Annotated in this window: 16 protein-coding genes; 10 read left to right on the top strand and 6 right to left on the bottom strand. The window is 47.6% G+C overall.

Features of this window, described 5'->3' with window-relative positions:
* Window positions 1-228 precede the first annotated feature (228 nt).
* The gene (locus tag BGP75_RS20240; protein WP_076720702.1) at window positions 229-1,344 is read right to left on the bottom strand and encodes a TRAP transporter substrate-binding protein; all 1,116 of its coding nucleotides are present in this window, start codon (window positions 1,342-1,344) and stop codon (window positions 229-231) included.
* Between the two features lie 183 nt (window positions 1,345-1,527).
* Between BGP75_RS20240 and BGP75_RS20235 the strand changes: the two genes are divergently transcribed.
* Window positions 1,528-1,719 carry a putative motility protein gene (locus BGP75_RS20235; RefSeq protein ID WP_076720701.1) on the top strand — a complete coding sequence of 64 codons (192 nt, stop codon included), beginning with the start codon at window positions 1,528-1,530 and terminating at the stop codon, window positions 1,717-1,719.
* Window positions 1,720-1,754: 35 nt separating this feature from the next.
* Here BGP75_RS20235 and BGP75_RS20230 read toward each other — a convergent pair whose 3' ends face one another.
* The 3 genes from BGP75_RS20230 to BGP75_RS20220 all read right to left on the bottom strand — a co-directional run bounded on the left by BGP75_RS20230 (window position 1,755) and on the right by BGP75_RS20220 (window position 4,465).
* Window positions 1,755-2,546 (bottom strand): glycoside hydrolase family 25 protein, encoded by a 792-nt coding sequence (locus tag BGP75_RS20230; protein ID WP_083704945.1) that lies wholly within the window; start codon window positions 2,544-2,546, stop codon window positions 1,755-1,757.
* 151 nt (window positions 2,547-2,697) lie between these two features.
* A complete protein-coding gene (locus tag BGP75_RS20225; RefSeq protein ID WP_083704944.1) occupies window positions 2,698-3,819 on the bottom strand; it encodes a hypothetical protein in 1,122 nt (373 codons plus the stop codon).
* Between the two features lie 130 nt (window positions 3,820-3,949).
* Window positions 3,950-4,465 (bottom strand): DUF4234 domain-containing protein, encoded by a 516-nt coding sequence (locus tag BGP75_RS20220; RefSeq protein WP_076720700.1) that lies wholly within the window; start codon window positions 4,463-4,465, stop codon window positions 3,950-3,952.
* 562 nt (window positions 4,466-5,027) lie between these two features.
* On the opposite strand from BGP75_RS20220, the gene BGP75_RS20215 reads away from it, so the two are divergent.
* The 7 genes from BGP75_RS20215 (at window position 5,028) to phoR (ending at window position 14,260) form a co-directional block, all read left to right on the top strand.
* Complete coding sequence (locus BGP75_RS20215; RefSeq protein ID WP_076720699.1) at window positions 5,028-6,053, top strand: PstS family phosphate ABC transporter substrate-binding protein; 1,026 nt, start codon at window positions 5,028-5,030, stop codon at window positions 6,051-6,053.
* Between the two features lie 253 nt (window positions 6,054-6,306).
* Entirely contained in the window at window positions 6,307-8,616 is a 2,310-nt protein-coding gene (locus BGP75_RS20210; protein WP_076720698.1) for an ABC transporter permease subunit, read from the top strand.
* 18 nt (window positions 8,617-8,634) lie between these two features.
* Window positions 8,635-10,311, top strand: coding sequence for a phosphate ABC transporter permease PstA (gene pstA, locus BGP75_RS20205; RefSeq protein ID WP_076720697.1), 1,677 nt, complete (start codon window positions 8,635-8,637; stop codon window positions 10,309-10,311).
* A gap of 4 nt (window positions 10,312-10,315) precedes the next feature.
* Entirely contained in the window at window positions 10,316-11,146 is an 831-nt protein-coding gene (gene pstB, locus BGP75_RS20200; protein ID WP_076720696.1) for a phosphate ABC transporter ATP-binding protein PstB, read from the top strand.
* Between the two features lie 100 nt (window positions 11,147-11,246).
* Window positions 11,247-11,972 (top strand): phosphate signaling complex protein PhoU, encoded by a 726-nt coding sequence (gene phoU, locus BGP75_RS20195; RefSeq protein WP_076720695.1) that lies wholly within the window; start codon window positions 11,247-11,249, stop codon window positions 11,970-11,972.
* A gap of 260 nt (window positions 11,973-12,232) precedes the next feature.
* The gene (gene phoB / locus BGP75_RS20190) at window positions 12,233-12,931 is read left to right on the top strand and encodes a phosphate regulon transcriptional regulator PhoB (RefSeq protein WP_076720694.1); all 699 of its coding nucleotides are present in this window, start codon (window positions 12,233-12,235) and stop codon (window positions 12,929-12,931) included.
* 12 nt (window positions 12,932-12,943) lie between these two features.
* Complete coding sequence (gene phoR, locus BGP75_RS20185) at window positions 12,944-14,260, top strand: phosphate regulon sensor histidine kinase PhoR (protein ID WP_076720693.1); 1,317 nt, start codon at window positions 12,944-12,946, stop codon at window positions 14,258-14,260.
* An 89-nt stretch (window positions 14,261-14,349) separates the two neighbouring features.
* On the opposite strand, the gene BGP75_RS20180 is transcribed toward phoR, so the two are convergent.
* Window positions 14,350-15,231, bottom strand: a complete 882-nt coding sequence (locus BGP75_RS20180; protein WP_076720692.1) for a LysR family transcriptional regulator — start codon at window positions 15,229-15,231, stop codon at window positions 14,350-14,352.
* A 120-nt stretch (window positions 15,232-15,351) separates the two neighbouring features.
* Between BGP75_RS20180 and BGP75_RS20175 the strand changes: the two genes are divergently transcribed.
* Window positions 15,352-15,657: a hypothetical protein gene (locus BGP75_RS20175; RefSeq protein WP_076720691.1), complete on the top strand. Its 306-nt coding sequence runs from the start codon at window positions 15,352-15,354 to the stop codon at window positions 15,655-15,657.
* A 221-nt stretch (window positions 15,658-15,878) separates the two neighbouring features.
* Here BGP75_RS20175 and BGP75_RS20170 read toward each other — a convergent pair whose 3' ends face one another.
* Window positions 15,879-16,403: a hypothetical protein gene (locus tag BGP75_RS20170; RefSeq protein ID WP_076720690.1), complete on the bottom strand. Its 525-nt coding sequence runs from the start codon at window positions 16,401-16,403 to the stop codon at window positions 15,879-15,881.
* A gap of 395 nt (window positions 16,404-16,798) precedes the next feature.
* Between BGP75_RS20170 and rsgA the strand changes: the two genes are divergently transcribed.
* The gene (rsgA, locus tag BGP75_RS20165; protein WP_076720689.1) at window positions 16,799-17,839 is read left to right on the top strand and encodes a ribosome small subunit-dependent GTPase A; all 1,041 of its coding nucleotides are present in this window, start codon (window positions 16,799-16,801) and stop codon (window positions 17,837-17,839) included.
* Window positions 17,840-17,953 lie beyond the last annotated feature (114 nt).

Genomic DNA, 17,953 nt, shown 5'->3' with positions numbered 1-17,953 from the left:
CCAGCAAACCGGTGATTGGTGGTGTACACATGATCGGAAATGAAAGCAGCCAGAACATCCTCCACTGCGCGGTTTTTTAGGGGCGCACTAAAGGGGGGGAGAGATTGAACAACAGGGGGATGAGAATAAAAGAGATGGCCGATCAGTTATAAAAACCACAGCCCGGCCGGGCTGTGGTAGTGCAGGCTCGGTGAACAGGCAGAGATACCGGCCTCAGGGTTTTAGAAACTATTGAACCTTATCACCTGTTTTACGGGGAAGAAATGCATGTCGCTGCCAGATCACATAGTTAGCTCTAAAGGAAGAGAGATCATCCCACACCTTTTTGAAAAAGGGGTCCTGTGATTCTTCATTGACCACCTGCTGCCATGCATCTTCAAACAGAGCCAGCATTTCAGCATTCCAATAAAGATTGGTCACCCCCCGCTCATTTTCATTTTTTTGCATTGCCTGGTACTGAATCGCTTCTCCCTGAGCCAGAGTATTAGTCATCGCAGCTTTGCAGAGAGCCTCCATTGTTGCCTGCTGGCTAACATGCATACCACGCCAGCTTTCCTTATTAACCAGCAACTCAATGACACTGGCCTGTTGATGCCAGCCAGGAAAATAGTTGTATTTAGCTATTTTATGAAAACCTAACATTTGATCGATTGCGGGCTGAGAAAATTCAGTAGCGTCAATAGCTCCTCGCTCCAGAGCAGGAAAGACTTCAGCCCCCGGAATCAAAGATACTGAAGCACCAAGCTTACTGAAAACCTTACCTCCAAGGCCATAAAAACGCATATTCAAGCCTTTAATATCCTCTGGCTTGTTAATCTGCCGTTTAAACCAGCCTCCACTTTCCGGCGCCAGGATAGCGCAGGGAATGACTTTTACCGAGTAGCCTGCCTGATCATACATCTGCTGATACAGTTTCAGTCCGTTGCCATAATACATCCAGGCCATAAACTCACCACTTTCAGGCCCAAAGGGCACGGAAGAAAAGATATTGGCGGCAGGTATCTTTCCTGCCCAATAGCCGGAGATAGCAAACCCGGCATTCACCTTACCGGTTGATACAGAATCAAGAATTTCAAAAGGTGCTACCAGCTTTCCCGGTTCATAGGTTTTTACCTTTATCGAACCATTGCTGATCAGCTGAGCCTGATCGGCAACCCAAACAATAGAGCTCTTTACCGCCGGCAAGGCAGAAGGGAATGCCAAAGGTACTTTCAGTAAGACGGGCTTGATCTTATGACTGGAGTCCTCCCCGTCGGCAGCCTGGGCGGAAGAGAAAACGAAGACCTTCATTAAACTGAGAATAACAACCAGAATCCACTGCCGTACTACATTTTTCTCTTTCATTATCAAATCCTTGAATAATTATTTTTATGAGAACCTAACTGGCTATGACACCTTTTAGGTTAGGACTGAATCAGACAGATCGCCAACAGAACGGCATCAGACTATAAAAAGGCAGCAGTTTTAATCAGCGAATGAGAGTGTTATTGTATATAAAATAATCGATTCACAGGGAGTAAAGTAACGATGGAAATCTCTTCCCTCTCGCTTTCTTCTCCAACTACGCTGTCTAACGCCAGCCTGCACCAGGAAATAGCTCTGCGTGTACTGAAGGACTCAATTGATCTTCAAGGCCAGCTTGCCCTTTCACTACTGCCCCAACCACCACAGCTGGATCCAAGCTCGTCACTAGGTCAAAACATCGATATTCACGTCTGATTCCTACGAGCTTGAATATTCATACAAATCAAGCGCTATTTAATCAGAATTTTACCAAAGCTTGCCGCATCCCCATTAAAACGATCTGCGTCAACATTTCCGGTGATACCCTCAACGGTGCCCGTCTGAGACCACTGCCAGAAGGTCCAGTCAGACCAACCTTTCGGTACGGTAGGCTGGTCAACCTCATATTCTGCCAACCATAAAGGATAGTCGCCAAATTCAGTTATATATTCATTGGCAAAATCAAGCCCTGTATAAATGATCGGTTTAACACCGTAGTGTGCTTCCAAACCATTGAGATAGGCTTTGAGGTTATCGATTAAATTTGCTTGATCGTTATCATGCAGCTTCTCTATGTCCACCACTGGCGGGAGGTCACCCTGTTGCAAACTCACCATATCAGTATAATTTTTAAGCTGTGCAGCAGGATCATCATCAGTCTCATAAAAATGGTAGGCTCCCACCGTTAAACCAGCGGTGTGGGCAGCGGAAAAATTAGACTTGAAGTCAGGGTCCTGATAGGTAATTCCCTCCGTTGCACGAACAAAAACATAACGGGCTCCCGCCGCCTTAACCTTTTCGAAATCAACGGTTCCCTGGTACTTGGATACATCAATACCGGTAATTTTCGCTGCCTGCTCTACCTTATCGACTTTTGATTCTTTCTTTTCAGCGGGCTGTATCAGTGATGCTGTCTTTCCTGGAGTATGCTGCTCTGACGCTTTCGCTGAAGTCTTATCAATGGCAGCAGGATTGTCCGCTCCGCAACTGCTTAGCAGGAACGCCAGAACAACTATTGAACTAAAAACAAGTGAAGATTTCATAGGCCTGAACCCAAGATTTAAAAAATAACGGGGGTCAAAATACGCAGCATTAACAACTAATGAAATCAAAATGGAAATAAACGTTACCGGCTGTTCCCATCCTGTTTATCGTTAACCTCTCTGCCCATTTCGACTTCTTAAGATCTGTAACTTACTGCACCGGTTCAGGAGGCAACAAAAGCCGTTTAATCATTGAACTGACTGCCGTCATCTGAATCGACTCCTTTTTATAAAAACCCGAACCCGTGTAACCCCAAAAATCCCAACAGCCTTTCGGGTTGTATGGCGAAACATTCAACTCATCGCGAGATCGTATCTGTGGATACAGGACAATGATCTGGTTTGTATCGGCGACTTCGTTGTAACCCGACAGATCACGAAAGAAAACTTTATTGGTATCAAACTCCGCCGCGGATTGCCTGCAGCCATGAAAGGCAACATGTACCCGACAGGACTTGGTCTCACAATCATTGGGAACATAGGCATACGCCGTTTCTGCAAGACTGGAAATGCTGAACTGACTCTCTGGAACAAACTCCGACTGATCGAAAGCAAGCATAGTGCCGGTCAAAACATCGGCATTATCCTTAAGGTTTCCATATATATGCTGAAGAATTTCTCGCGCCTGATCATAGCCGTCACAGTTATTGATGAAGGGCGCCCCGTGAACATCACAGCCTCTGTTGATATTGTCCGAAATAAAGGCATGCTGTGCTCCGGGATGCAGATCAAACCTGATTGCCGAGTCAGGCACTCCTGCGGCAAGATAAAAACCTTTGGCCTGATTCACAACCCCAGTGACAACGGTTTCATCCAACCCGCCACTAAACAGATAAACCCGGTCATTAACCAGACCGGAAAAATCATCAATCAGGCCATCAGCCGCGAATGCCTGGGCCCGGGCTGCCAACGCCTCCCCATCAGGTAACATTATCGATTCGCACCAGCCAACAAAGGGCCAAAACGCCCATTTGCAAGGATTCATGCAAGTCGTGGTTGCCGTAACCACATAAGGCTGAAATGGATTTAGATCCGCCCCAGCGGTACTATCGCTACCCGCACAAAAATAAGGACCACCGGCAACAATGCCCACCCCCGTCAGTTCTGTTGAATAGGCCACATGAAACTGTGAGGCCATATAGCCACCGGAAGAAATACCGGAAACAGAGGTTTGCTCTGGATCGGCTCCGTAACCTGGAAGAAGAGAAGCGGCAAACACCGGTGCAGAAACACAGAGTGCCAGCACCAATAACCCGGCTTGAAAAATATGCATATCGGTTATCTATACCTTGCTTAAATCCGTTTAAGAAATGGCCATGTACCACTCCAGACAAGAAAACCTGCAAAGCGAATCCTGGTCGACTGGTTACAGAGGGCAAGCTCCCATTGCTCTCTGCTTGTCCTCAGACTGCTTCGCGCTGACGATCAATAAGCTGATTGACTTTGTAGGACATATATAGGCTATTTAAAAAGAATGTCAAAATCGGGCCCGCGTAGCATTTATCGCCCTTTTCAACTCCCGCCAATCGATTCAAGCGATTACGGAAAGAATAAGCCCATACGATAAAAATAATAAGGTTTACCAAAGACACAATATTGGAAAACACAGTCAGACCTGAACCCGCTTCCGCGCCGTAAAAGCCAATCATAAAATTCACAATGATACCAACAATAAAAAACAGAATCGGTGAAGCATAAATCCAGAAAGATATCGGATTTTCCGGAACCAGACGATTGAGTATTTTTGTCCGGGAATATATCCAGTAAAGTGAGTATATAGACAATGTCACCATTGAAAGTAACAAAACCCACCAGGTAGAAAATCGCGGGAAAGCCGTTATCTGTTCCCCCCCTGTCAGCGATCTTTCCAATGTAGCTTCTGGTGCAGCGTAAGCATTTTCCGAGTCGGTATATTCCATCCGAATAACTCCTTTAAGTGTTTGCTGAATATCTGATTAATTAAAACGGAAGATTATGACAGTTCCACCACTGTCTATCTCCTCGACCAAACAGCCTATCTCATCGACCAAACAGCACAGGGATAACAAAGGAAGCTAACAGTAACTGGAGAAGGGGGATTCTGGTAGTGAAAACAGCATCCCTTCTGACGTCAACGCTTAATGCTATTGCAGCGCTGCACTCTGACTGATATTCGCTCCCTGTGCGCTTGATGCAATTGATATTGCACTAAAAATTTCACCGGGTCCAGAGAACCGATAAATATGCAATGACGTTCTCAGCGAGCCATTTAAGGGCCAATTAACCTGTTCGTTGGTTTTTTAGGAAGCCCCTTATCATCGAAAAGACTGATTAATGAAAGCTGAGTAATTTCGGGCACCAAATAAGATTTAGGGGACCGCTGTAACATAGATGTCACAAAACGGACTTATAGTGGGTTCCAACAACGTAGCGACTTAGAACCTCGTAACAATCACAACTTAGAACGCACCAACAAACATTGTTCCCGTTTAGGAGGCTCAGATGAAAGCCAAAAAAATATTCACCAACAAACTGCTCAGCAAAAAAGTCTTAACCGCTCTGACGCTGGTTGCTGGCAGCCTTGCTACTTCCGTGCAAGCAGCTGACCTGCTCGATAGCAACCTTCCTACATACCAGAAGGTAAACGGTGTTTCCGGTAACCTTTCAAGTGTCGGTTCGGACACCCTGGCTAATCTGATGACCCTTTGGGCTGAAGAGTTCAAGCGTCATTACCCTAACGTCAACATTCAGATTCAGGCAGCGGGTTCTTCTACCGCGCCTCCAGCATTGACCGAAGGTACCTCCAACATGGGGCCGATGAGTCGCAAGATGAAAGACAAGGAGCTGGAGTCCTTTGAAAACAAGTTCGGTTACAAGCCCACCGCTATCCCGGTAGCAATCGATGCCTTGGCGGTCTATGTTCATAAAGACAACCCGGTTAAAGGCATGAGCATTGCTGATGTAGACGCGGTTTTCTCCTCTACCCGTAAATGTAACGGTCCAAAGGACATAAGCCGCTGGAGTGACCTGAACGTAGGTGGCAACCTGGGTAAGCAGGACATTCAGCTCTACGGTCGCAACTCGGTATCAGGAACCTACGGCTATTTTAAAAAGAAAGGCCTTTGTAAGGGCGACTACAAGAGCAATGTAAACGAACAACCAGGTTCCGCTTCTGTTGTTCAGTCCGTGAGCGCTTCCATCAACGGCATTGGTTACTCGGGTATCGGCTACAAAACCTCTAGCGTTCGCGCTGTGCCACTGGCCAAGAAGCCTGGAGCACCTTTTGTCGAAGCAACGCCGGAAAATGCGGTTAAGGGCAAGTACCCACTCTCTCGCTTTCTCTATGTTTACGTTAACAAGGCCCCTAACAAGGAGCTTTCCCCGCTGGATCGCGAGTTTGTCAAGCTAGTACTGTCCAAGGCGGGTCAGCAGGTGGTTATTAAGGATGGCTACATTCCTCTTCCATCAAAAGTTGTTGAAAAGACCCTGGCAGCCATTGGCATAAACAGCGCAGTTGCCTCTCGCTAAGCCATGCTCAGCCTGATCAGGAAAGGGGGCCTTCAGCCCCCTTTTCGTTTTTGCGTAAACGGCTAACACTCGCTCACTTATAACATTCGCTTACTTATAAAGAGCACGGTGAGAATGCATGGAAGATGTCAGTTTTTTTATCAAAATAGATCTATCTGTTATCAGATAATTACCCAGGCCGGCTGTAACTTTTATTTCATTCTAATGACAGTTTTGTAACACGACTGTCATATTTGGCGATTATCTTTCTCGTATGGATACTAATACACATACCCTAGCCCCCGAACTTGACTTCGATACCCCTGCTCTAGCGAGGCATCGAAAGTTTCGTGCACTTAAAGAACGCATGACTACCTCGGCCGTTGGTGCCGGTGGTATGTGCGTAATCGTCGCTATCATGCTGATCTTCATCTATCTGCTTTATGAGGTAGTTCCTCTTTTCAAAGCAGCAGAGATCAGCCAGTGGGAGCAATTTGGTAAACCTGTACAGGCTTACACGCTGGAAGGCTCTAATACCCCGGCCGTTTACCTGACTCTTGAAGAGCAGAATGAAGTTGCCTTAAAAATTGATACTGTAGGCAATGCTTTGTTTTTCGACGCAGCCACCGGCCACATAAGAAAGCAGGTGGAAATAAACAGACCGGCAAACACTGAAGTCAGTAGTTTTGCTCTGGATTCTGAATCCAGTCGGGTATTTGCTCTGGGTTTGGATAACGGCCAGATTGTCGTTGCGAAGCACAATTACAAAATAAGTTACCCGGATGATATTCGAACCATAGCACCATCCATTTCTTACCCCTATGGTGAAACACCCATGGAAATCGGGGCTGACTTCGGCGAAATAAAGCATCTTGCTGTTCGCAATGGGGATGATGGGCTGGTACTGGTAGGCAGCAACAAGGATCAGAAACTGGGCTTGCTCATTCTCAGCAAGGAAGAGAACTTCATGACTGAGGAGGTTGAACTCAGTTCAGAGTTCTATAAGCTCCCCAGCCTTACCTCAGAACCGGTAAAACTGCTTATCGCACCGGATATGCGTTGGATTTACGCCCTGGATCAGGCAGGAAACCTAAGCTTATTTGATATTAAAGATCCACAGAACCCTCAGTTACAGGCCGTCCATAAGACAACCACTGGTCAAATCACCGATGTTGGCTTCCTGCTTGGCGGAACCTCTCTGATGATTGCCGATGATCAGGGCCGGGTAACTCAGTGGTTCCTGGTTCGAGATCAAGACAATCAATGGGATCTGAAAAAAGTCCGTAGTTTTAACAATGATTCATCCCAGGGGTCTCCGACAACACCGCTAAGCACCTTAGCAATGGAGCATCGCCGCAAGGGATTTGCCACTGCCGACAACCAGGGCGTGGTTACACTGTACAGTGCCACTGCAGGAAATCAGGTGCTAAGCCAACAGTTAACCAATGAAAATATCCGCTCAATGGCGTTTTCACCACGAGCAAATGCACTCCTGACTGAAGATGATCAAGGAACCCTAAGCTTCTGGCAGGTTGATAACAAGCATCCTGAGGTTTCCTGGGCAGCTCTTTGGCAGGAGATCTGGTACGAAGGCTACGATAAGCCGGATTTTGTCTGGCAATCCTCTGCTGCAACCAACGATTTCGAACCTAAATACAGCTTGATGCCTCTTGCCTTCGGCACTCTAAAGGCTGCAATTTATGCCATGCTGATGGCAACTCCTTTAGCCATATGTGGTGCTATCTATACCGCCTACTTTATGGCACCTGCCCTGAGACGCAAGATCAAGCCCTTCATTGAATTAATGGAAGCGTTGCCTACCGTCATTTTGGGTTTTCTGGCAGGTCTCTGGCTGGCACCATTCGTAGAAACGAACCTTGCCAGCATATTTACCTTACTGCTGGTGGTACCGATTGGCACCTTGGTATTTGCATACTTCTGGTCTCAAATTCCCGACGACTCTTCCTGGCAGTTGCCTGACGGGTGGGATGCGGCACTACTGATACCCGTCATTATTCTTTTGGTTTGGCTGTCGATGCCATTAAGTACAGGAATCGAAAACCTATTTTTTGATGGAGACCTGCGAACCTACACAACCAGAGAACTGGGGATAACCTACGATCAACGGAATGCTTTAGTCGTTGGATTAGCAATGGGCTTTGCAGTCATTCCAACAATATTCTCAATCACTGAAGATGCTATTTTCAGCGTCCCGAGACACCTTACTGAAGGCTCGCTGGCGCTGGGTGCCACTCCTTGGCAAACGCTGACCCGGGTCGTTCTTCCTACAGCCAGCCCCGGGATATTCTCTGCCTTGATGATCGGTATGGGACGTGCAGTGGGTGAAACCATGATCGTACTGATGGCAACCGGCAACACCCCCATTATGGACATCAATATTTTTGAAGGTATGAGAACTCTGGCAGCGAATATTGCCGTGGAAATGCCCGAATCAGAGGTGGGAAGCTCACATTTCCGAATCCTCTTCCTGGCCGCTCTGGTGCTATTCATGTTTACCTTTGTAGTAAACACCCTGGCCGAAGTCGTTCGACAACACCTCCGACAAAAATACGGTTCCCTTTAGGGCAGCGAGAGAATCACGATGAAAATCAGTGTAAATAAATGGTTCGCGAGCGGGTCCCCCTGGATCTTTCTAAACGCGGCAGCAGTAGCGATCAGCGTCATAATGGTCGCAGGCCTGCTGATATTGATAGCAGTACGGGGTCTTGGTCATTTTTGGCCTGCCGATATTATCGAAGCAGAGCATATTGGAAAAACCCAGACAACAAGGGTTATCGGTGAAATTGCCGACCATAGAGAGGTATCCACGGATCAGCTAAGAGATGCCGGCTACAGTTTTCCGGCGGAACAGGAAACGGCTTCTCGACTGCTGCTAAAAGTCGGCAACAGAGATGTTGGTGGTGCCGATTTTCGCTGGGTACTGGAAAGGGAACTTCGTAATAGCCGCTATCCGGAAACCTTGTTTGCCGCAGAACGAACGGAATGGGGCAATTTCTACGGCTACCTTAAGGAAGTCAAGGAAGGTGAGACAACCGTCGCCTCATTAACATCAGCCAATCACCAGGATCTATGGAACGCCCTCCAGGAGCGGATTGCCCGAGCCAGACAGCTCCATGAACAAATCTACGAAATAGAAAAACATGAAATCGGCACAATCAATCATGGCCTTGAACGCCTGCGACTAAAATCCCGTTCCCTGGAACTTAAGGGCGAATTGACGGCTGCCCATCAGGCTGAACTGGCCGCAGACCGGGCTGTATTTGACCAGCAGTATAAAGGCCTGCAAGCGCGCCTCTCGGAGCTTTACCGGGCCTTTGAACGAGACAGTATGATTGCAGAAGCAATGGATGGAAGTCTGGTCGAAGTTAAAATAAGTAAAGTAGTTCGAGCCTACCTGCCAAACAGCATGAATGTGGTGGATAAAATAGGCTTCTACTGTGCCAAGTTATGGGAGTTTGTGAGCGACGAGCCCCGCGAAGCGAATACAGAGGGTGGAGTATTTCCTGCTATTTTCGGAACCGTCATGATGGTTTTATTAATGTCCGTTCTGGTAACACCTTTTGGCGTTATCGCAGCCGTCTATTTACGTGAATATGCCAAACAGGGATTAGTCACACGAATCATCCGTATTGCCGTTAACAATCTCGCCGGTGTACCCTCGATCGTTTACGGTGTCTTTGGTCTTGGTTTTTTCATTTATTTCCTGGGTGGCAATATCGATCAGTTGTTTTTCCCCGAAGCCTTGCCCGCTCCAACCTTTGGTACCCCGGGGCTGCTATGGGCTTCTCTAACCCTGGCATTACTCACCGTTCCAGTGGTTATTGTCGCCACCGAAGAGGGCCTGTCCCGAATTCCCCGTTCTCTTCGCGAGGGCAGCCTGGCACTGGGGGCAACTAAAGCAGAAACGCTTTGGAGAGTTGTGCTACCGATGTCCAGCCCTGCGATTATGACCGGTGTCATTCTGGCGGTAGCGCGGGCAGCGGGCGAAGTAGCTCCCTTGATGCTGGTAGGGGTCGTTAAACTGGCTCCATCACTGCCTTTGGATGGCAACTACCCATTCCTGCATTTAGATCAGAAATTTATGCACCTGGGATTCCACATCTACGATGTTGGCTTCCAGAGTCCTAACGTCGAAGCGGCCCGCCCACTGGTGTATGCCACCGCATTATTGTTAGTTGCAGTTATTGCGCTATTGAATTTCCTGGCAGTTACCATTCGTAACCGCCTGAGAGAAAAATACAAAGCTCTTGAGAACTAGATCTATGGAACTTGCACGTCAACCCAATTTCAGCCTGGATACACTTTCTCGACAGGGGGAGTTACTAGACCTCAGCAAAGAGCCATTGGCACTTGAGGTCAACGACCTGAACCTTTTTTACGGGGAAAAACAGGCCCTACATAACATTAAAATGCAGATCCCCAAAAACCGGGTAACAGCATTTATCGGCCCCAGCGGATGCGGAAAGTCGACACTGCTGAGAAGCTTCAATCGGATGAATGATCTGGTGGACAGCTGCCGAATAGATGGTGCTATTCAACTGGGTGAAGAAAACATCTATGACCGTAAGGTAGATGTGGCAGATCTTCGCCGAAGGGTCGGTATGGTATTCCAGAAGCCGAATCCGTTTCCTAAAAGCATTTACGAAAATGTTGCCTATGGGCTGCGGATACAGGGCATCAAGAAAAAGCGCCTGATAGATGAGACTGTTGAGTGGGCGTTAAAATCCGCCGCGTTGTGGGACGAAGTAAAAGATCGGTTGCACGAAAGTGCGCTGGGAATGTCGGGCGGTCAGCAACAGCGTCTCGTTATAGCCCGCACCATTGCGGTGAAACCAGGGGTATTATTGCTCGATGAACCCGCTTCAGCCCTTGATCCCATATCTACATTAAAGATCGAAGAGTTGATTCACTCTCTGAAGGAACGTTTTACTATTGTTATTGTTACCCACAATATGCAGCAGGCGGCTCGGGTTTCCGACTATACCGCATTTATGTACATGGGTAATCTGGTGGAGTTTGGTACCACTGACCAGCTCTTTACCAATCCACAGAAAAAACAGACCGAAGATTATATTACGGGCCGATACGGCTGATTCAGTGGCCTATGCTTTTCTCTGATGTTCTGCTGTTCAATCAATACAGCCAGATCGTGGAAAGCTGAGCCTTCGCCGTTAACCAAACCTAGAGAATACTATGGAATTTAATAAAGACGCCCATTCCGATCATATCTCCCAGCAATTTAATGCTGAACTGGAACAGATAAAGACCCACTTGATGGCCATGGGCGGGTTAGTTGAGAAACAACTGACCGATGCCCTCAATGCCATGATTGAGGGAGACTCCAGCCTGGCGGAACGGGCCAGACAAACGGATAAACAAATCAATCAGATGGATCTGACCATTGATGAGGAATGCACTCGAATTATTGCTCGTCGACAACCGGCGGCAAGCGATCTTCGACTCGTCGTCGCCATCAGCAAAGCGGTTAGCGACCTGGAACGCATTGGTGACGAGTCCTGCCGTATTGCCCGCCATACCATCAAGCTGGTGGAAGACGGAGAGTCTCCCAAGGGCTATACAGAAACTCGTCATATTGGTAACCATGTCAGTGAGATGGTCCGTGACTCTCTGACCGCATTTGCCCGATACGACACTGATCTCGCCTACCAGGTCGCTAAAGAAGATGAGGCTGTTGACGAAGAATACAAGTTTGCCATGCGTTCATTGGTAACTTATATGATGGAAGACCCTCGCAGTATTGCCCGAACGATGAACATAATCTGGATTCTGAGAAGCATGGAACGTATTGGTGATCATGCCCGTAACATTGCTCAACACCTGATCTATCTGGTCAAGGGTGTCAACGTCAGCCACAGTTCACCTGAACAGATTCAAAAGAGCCTGAAAGAGATTGGGTAAAAAGAACTGAGAACAGTACGGAATAATAGAGGCCGTGCAACATAGAAAGCCATACAACATGGAAAGTCATAAAAAAAGCTCGTACAGGATCGGAAATAACAACCTAATCCGATAAAAATGCTCTCGGTGGCTGGCTGAATGGGGTTTAGCTCTCGCTGTCATCGTTTTGTCATTTTTGTACTCTTTAATGATTCGCTCTCTAATTGTTCAACCTCTATTCACTTAGCTCAAAGACAGGGTCAAACCAAGGAGACCGCTAGATGACCATCAAACGCATACTCATTGTCGATGATGAAGCGCCAATCAGGGAGATGCTTCGCTTGGCGTTGGAAATGGCCGACTACCAATGCTTTGAAGCAGAAAATGCTCAGCAGGCCCATGCGCTGGTGATTGACGAGCAGCCTGATCTGATCCTACTGGATTGGATGATGCCTGGGACAAGCGGTATTGAATTGGCACGTCGGCTGAAAAAAGACAGCTTGACCGCTGATGTTCCTATCATAATGTTGACCGCAAAAAGTGAAGAAGACCAAAAAGTACTGGGCCTCGAAGCAGGAGCCGATGACTATATCACTAAGCCATTCTCCCCCAGAGAACTTGTTGCAAGACTTAAGGCCGTGCTTCGCAGAACTTCACCTTTGTCAGAAAAACAAAGCCTGAGCGTCAATGATCTGACCCTTGATCCCATTTCACACCGGGTAACAGATGGAGACCAGGCCCTGGAGGTCGGGCCTACCGAATTTAAACTGTTACTGTTTTTCATGACCAATCAGGAGCGTGCCTTTACCCGAGGTCAGCTGCTGGACCACGTCTGGGGGGGTAATGTTTATATTGACGAGCGCACGGTTGATGTCCATATCCGCCGACTGCGTAAAGCCTTAGGCGAAGTGTACGCACCGCTTATACAGACAGTACGGGGAACCGGCTATCGTTTTTCACAAAATGTTGCGAGAAGCTAACTTTTGAACCCAATGCTTTCTTATTACCTTAAATCGCTGACTCTCAGTCTGATTGCAGGTGCGCTGCTGGGCAGCCTGTTTGGCTCTATTGCCTGGGGAATGGTTCTGATTCTGGTGGGCGTGCTGGGTTGGCATTATCATCAGCTTCATCGACTCAGCAGCTGGCTGGGCAGAAACTCAGACCAGGAAGTCCCCGAGGGATCAGGACTTTGGAGCAAGATTTTTGACGATATTTATCGTGAACAAAAACGCCATAGAGAGTCTCAGGCGCAGCTGAAAGCCATTCTCAAGCGGGTACAAAAATCCACCACAGCCCTTAAAGAAGGGGTTGTCATGCTGGATGCACAGGGAAATCTGGATTGGTGGAACGCGGCCGCAAAGCGTATGTTGGGATTCAAACGCCCCCAGGATCAACGCCAGCCCATCATAAATCTGATCAGAGACCCTAATTTTATTCGTTACTTTCGTAACCGCAGTTATTCGACCCCACTGGAGCTAACTTCACCGCTGGATCAGGAAATATCTCTACAGTTTACCATCACCGAATTCGCCCGAAACGATCGTCTGCTGATTGTTCGTGATGTCACTCGCATACATAAACTGGAAGCCATGCGTCGCGATTTTCTCGGTAACGTTTCTCATGAGCTGAAAACACCTCTGACGGTTGTTCAGGGCTACCTGGAAACCTTTTTGGAACAACGCCAACAGCTCCCCTCCCCCATAGAGAAAGGTATGGATCAGATGCTGAGCCAGGCGAAGCGCATGGGCAACTTAGTCAACGATTTGCTGATGCTATCACGACTCGAAACAGGCACTCAGGTGGAGGAAGAAACCCAGATCGATCTGCAACAGTTGCTGACTGAAATTCGATCAGATGCGCAGCAACTGGCCCAGCGGCAGGGTAAACAGCTCGAAATTCAATTGAATATTGAACCGCCAGGCTGGTTAATCGGATCAGAGAAGGAGGTTCTCAGCGCTCTTTCCAACCTCGTATACAATGCCGTAAGGTACACCCCAGACGGTGGGCTGATAGAACTCAACTGGTGGACCGATCAGCGGGGGGGCCACTTCGCTGTTAAGGACAATGGCATTGGCATAGACCCCAGCCACTTCTCCCGTTTAACCGAACGGTTTTATCGCGTTGATTATAGTCGTTCGACCGCCAGCGGCGGCACTGGATTGGGCCTTGCCATCGTAAAACACGTATTACTTCGCCACGATGCGCATATGGATATTCAAAGTACTCCAGGAAAAGGAAGTACCTTCAGTTGCCACTTCCCGACACGTACAATATCCAGTGACATTCAGCGCAGGCAGGCAGACCGTTAACCGCCCCCTTAGCTCCGCCCTGGCAAGGGCATGACCCCTGTTTGTTGTCATGGCCTGATGGATTAGCGTAACTTTTTAATCAGAACGGTTCAGATAATCTCCGGTAAATGATCTTTCAGAAAATTAATAAATAGCCGTACTTTAACAGGTACATAGTCCATTTTTTGGTAGTAACAGTAGACCTGAAAGGGGTCACTGTGCTGCTCTGGCAGGACGGGCACCAGCTGACGACGAACTAATTCGTCCCGAATAATCACTTCCGGAATATATGCAACCCCCTGATGTTGAGCCGCTGCCTGAATAATCACCTCTGTATTATTAGTCCGTAGCGCACCAGACACCATGACTTGCTGACCCGATGCGAACGCCCATGTGCCCTTCCCCTCCAATCCATACACCAGGCATTGATGGCTGGCTAGCTCTTCAATTCCCCCGGGTCCACCCTGCCGTTGCAGATATAATTCGGATGCATACAGACTGTTCCTGTATTCACATAAGGGGACCCCTACCATTTCTGCAGAGTTGAAACCTTGCAACTGTCGGCATACGGACAAGTCTGCATCGAACAGGGGTAACTGCTCATAAACAACCGACTGAAGAATCAATTCAATAGACTCATACTGGCGCCTGAATTCCGAGACAAGCGGCATCAGAACACGACTCAAAACCGGCTGTGGTGCTGCAATCACTAACTGCCCTTTTGGTTCTTGCCCCAGATCCGTTGTTTCATCAAGCAGGGTTTGCCACTGTCGACTAAGACAGCGAATCTGACCGTAGAAGCGCTCCCCCGCCTCCGTCAGTGAAATTCTTCTGGTCGTACGCCGCAACAGCTGAACATCAAGATGCCGTTCCAATTCAGCTAAGCGCTTACTTACAACAGACGGACTGATTGACATCTGACGAGCAGCGGCAGCCAAAGATCCTTGATCCACCACTGACTTGAATAACAAAGACCGATCAAATACGTCCACATTCGTTCCTATATGAGAATAGTGCAATCTCAAATCATATGATTATCTACAAATTATAATCAAATAAGATTCAGCCTGGTTCAACTAAGCCTGACTTTACCCACTCTTGGAGAAATCTTGATGCCTGTAATTGAAATCGTAAGCTGGAACGCCAAAGACAATACTGCTGATAAAGACATGATTGCTGCCCTGAATAATTTGGTTCCTGACCTTAAGAATCTTCCGGGCTTTCTTGAACAATCAACAGGAAAAGATGCTAACGGACGCTGGGTGGATGTCTATTACTGGGATTCAGTTGAGAACGCCCATGCATCCAATGAACTGATGGCTAATAAAAGCTCTCTGACAGCACTGATGGCATTGCTGGAACCCGACAGCGTGACGATACAGGTTATTGAACCGTTACAGACATCAGTCAATAGCTAAGGAGCCGGTGAACAAATCCCCATGGCTCGCAGAGAACATAATGGACTTATTCGAAGGCTCCCTATCTTTAGCTGACTGTAATAGAAACCTCCTGAACAAGGCGCCAAAACCACAGGCGCCACCCAACGGATAAGGGTCTTAGCTCTACTACAGATCATATTTCAAAAAAAAGCTATCGGAAATATCGACATCAATGCTGTTCCACTTAAAAGATAACCTATCTACAGGCTGGTATCAGGCGCCTTATCTTCTGATTCTGCGTTAGCATCTAATGCTTCAACAACATGCTGTTCTAGAACGGCATGCTGCTCCAGTGATCGCAGAATAATTCTAAACTGCTCAAGCGACATATCGAAAGCAGGCGCTATTGAGTATTGTGGTGAAGCAAGATGACTACTCCCCTGATCTTCAACAATGGCCAATCCGGCAGGGATAACAGAGCCTTTAGGCAATTTGTAGTATCCGGCCTCTTTACTGGGTGTTCTGCCCGCATTGATAAAAGGGCTGACCGTTGTGGGTCTGTCATTAATACTCAGCCATTTAACGCCATTCTTCAGGGTGATCTCAATATTTGCGGGCCTGGGTCTCCCGTTGGACAAAACGTAGCCCTGCGCTGGCATATCTAACGAAGCATCATTATTCTCAACGCAGAGGGTACGCCAGAGGTTGGCAGGGACATGTCCTTCAAAGTACTTTTCCAGTGGCCCCTTTGAAATCAATACGTCCCTTAACAATTTAACGGTCACAGTTCTCTCCTTTCCGCTTTAATTTTGAATCCTTTCTCTTGAGTCGTTAAAAATCGAATCATTGAAAGTCTGATGAGTTGCAAGCTCCTGATCGAAAGATAATCGATTCAGAAACCCGGCTTCAATCATGACAGGAGCAGAGTTTATTGAACAGACCCGATTGTTCTGATAAATTAAATTAGCTTCGATTAATAGAGTCCGGCAGACCTGTTTTTCGGTAGACAGACTTCATAAGCAACCCCAACTGGAGAGCACTCATGATTGTAATCAACACTTTCCGGGCAGTAAGCAAGTAACACGCTTAAAATCCTGCTGCCCGGTGACTGAACCGGGGCACTCCAACGCCCCCTTGATGAATTGTTTTTCTAGGCGCTTTGTAAGCGTCAGGGGTTCTAATGACTATTTCTTTTTCCCTAACTCAACTGGGCTGGAAACCTTATTTCCAACAACAACTGACACTTGAAGAGTCCGAGACCTATACCGTTGGTCGTGTTATCGGGCAGCATCGATCAAACCTTGAGATACTCACGGAACAGGGTAAACAAACATTACCTCTGATCTCTGCAATGCCGGTATTGACCGTCGGTGACTGGGTATTGCTGGAGGACAGCGGTCAGATTTACAGGTCGCTGGAGCGTTTGTCTTTATTTTCGCGAAAGGCATCCGGAAATAAAGTTGTCAGACAGCTTATTGCTGCCAATGTTGATACTGTATTTATCGTTTGTTCACTGAACAGTAACTTTAATCTCAATCGGATTGAACGTTATTTGGCACTGGCAAATGAAGCAGCAGTTGAACCAGTGGTGGTATTAACAAAATCAGATTGTTGCGAAAACCCAGTCTCCTATGTAGAACAGGTTCAATCTCTCGACTCTTTGTTAATGGTTGAAGCAATCAATAGCCTTGACCCAACCAGTGTCGAAGTACTTGAATCCTGGTGCAGCATCGGTAGGACCGTAGCTTTTCTGGGCTCGTCCGGTGTTGGTAAATCAACCCTGGTTAATACTCTGCTGGGGTTGGCAACGCAGGAGACCGGATCAATTCGTGAGGAAGACAGCAAAGGCCGTCACACCACAACTGCTCGCTCACTTCATCTGATGCCGATGGGTGGATTGTTGCTGGATACTCCTGGTATGAGGGAGCTACAGCTTACGGATTGTGAGAAGGGTGTTGAAGAAACCTTCGCTGAAATCAGTGAACTGGCAAGCCAGTGTCGATTCACCGACTGTCATCATCAGAACGAGCCCGGCTGTGCTATTCAGGCGGCTGTTGGCAGTAAAATGCTGGATAAACGTCGGTTGGATAACTACCTCAAGTTGATGCGAGAACAAGCGTTGAACTCGGCAAGCCTGGCAGAAAAGCGCGCCAGAGATCGAAACTTGGGCCATTATTATCGTTCGGTTCTATCAGAATCAAGGCAACGCAAAAAAGGCTAAAGCGCCTCTTAGTATGTGTGTCTGATAATAACAATTGGGATCAGCGAGCGGCCGGAAGCTGTCGCTGTTCCCATTAACTACTATTCAGTTTTCAAGACTTTCCAGGCGCTTTTT

Source organism: Motiliproteus sp. MSK22-1 (genome assembly GCF_001968815.1).
GTDB lineage: Bacteria > Pseudomonadota > Gammaproteobacteria > Pseudomonadales > Balneatricaceae > Motiliproteus.
Note: the sequence above shows the minus strand (reverse complement) of the source record. Positions and strands in the feature narration are given on the sequence as shown.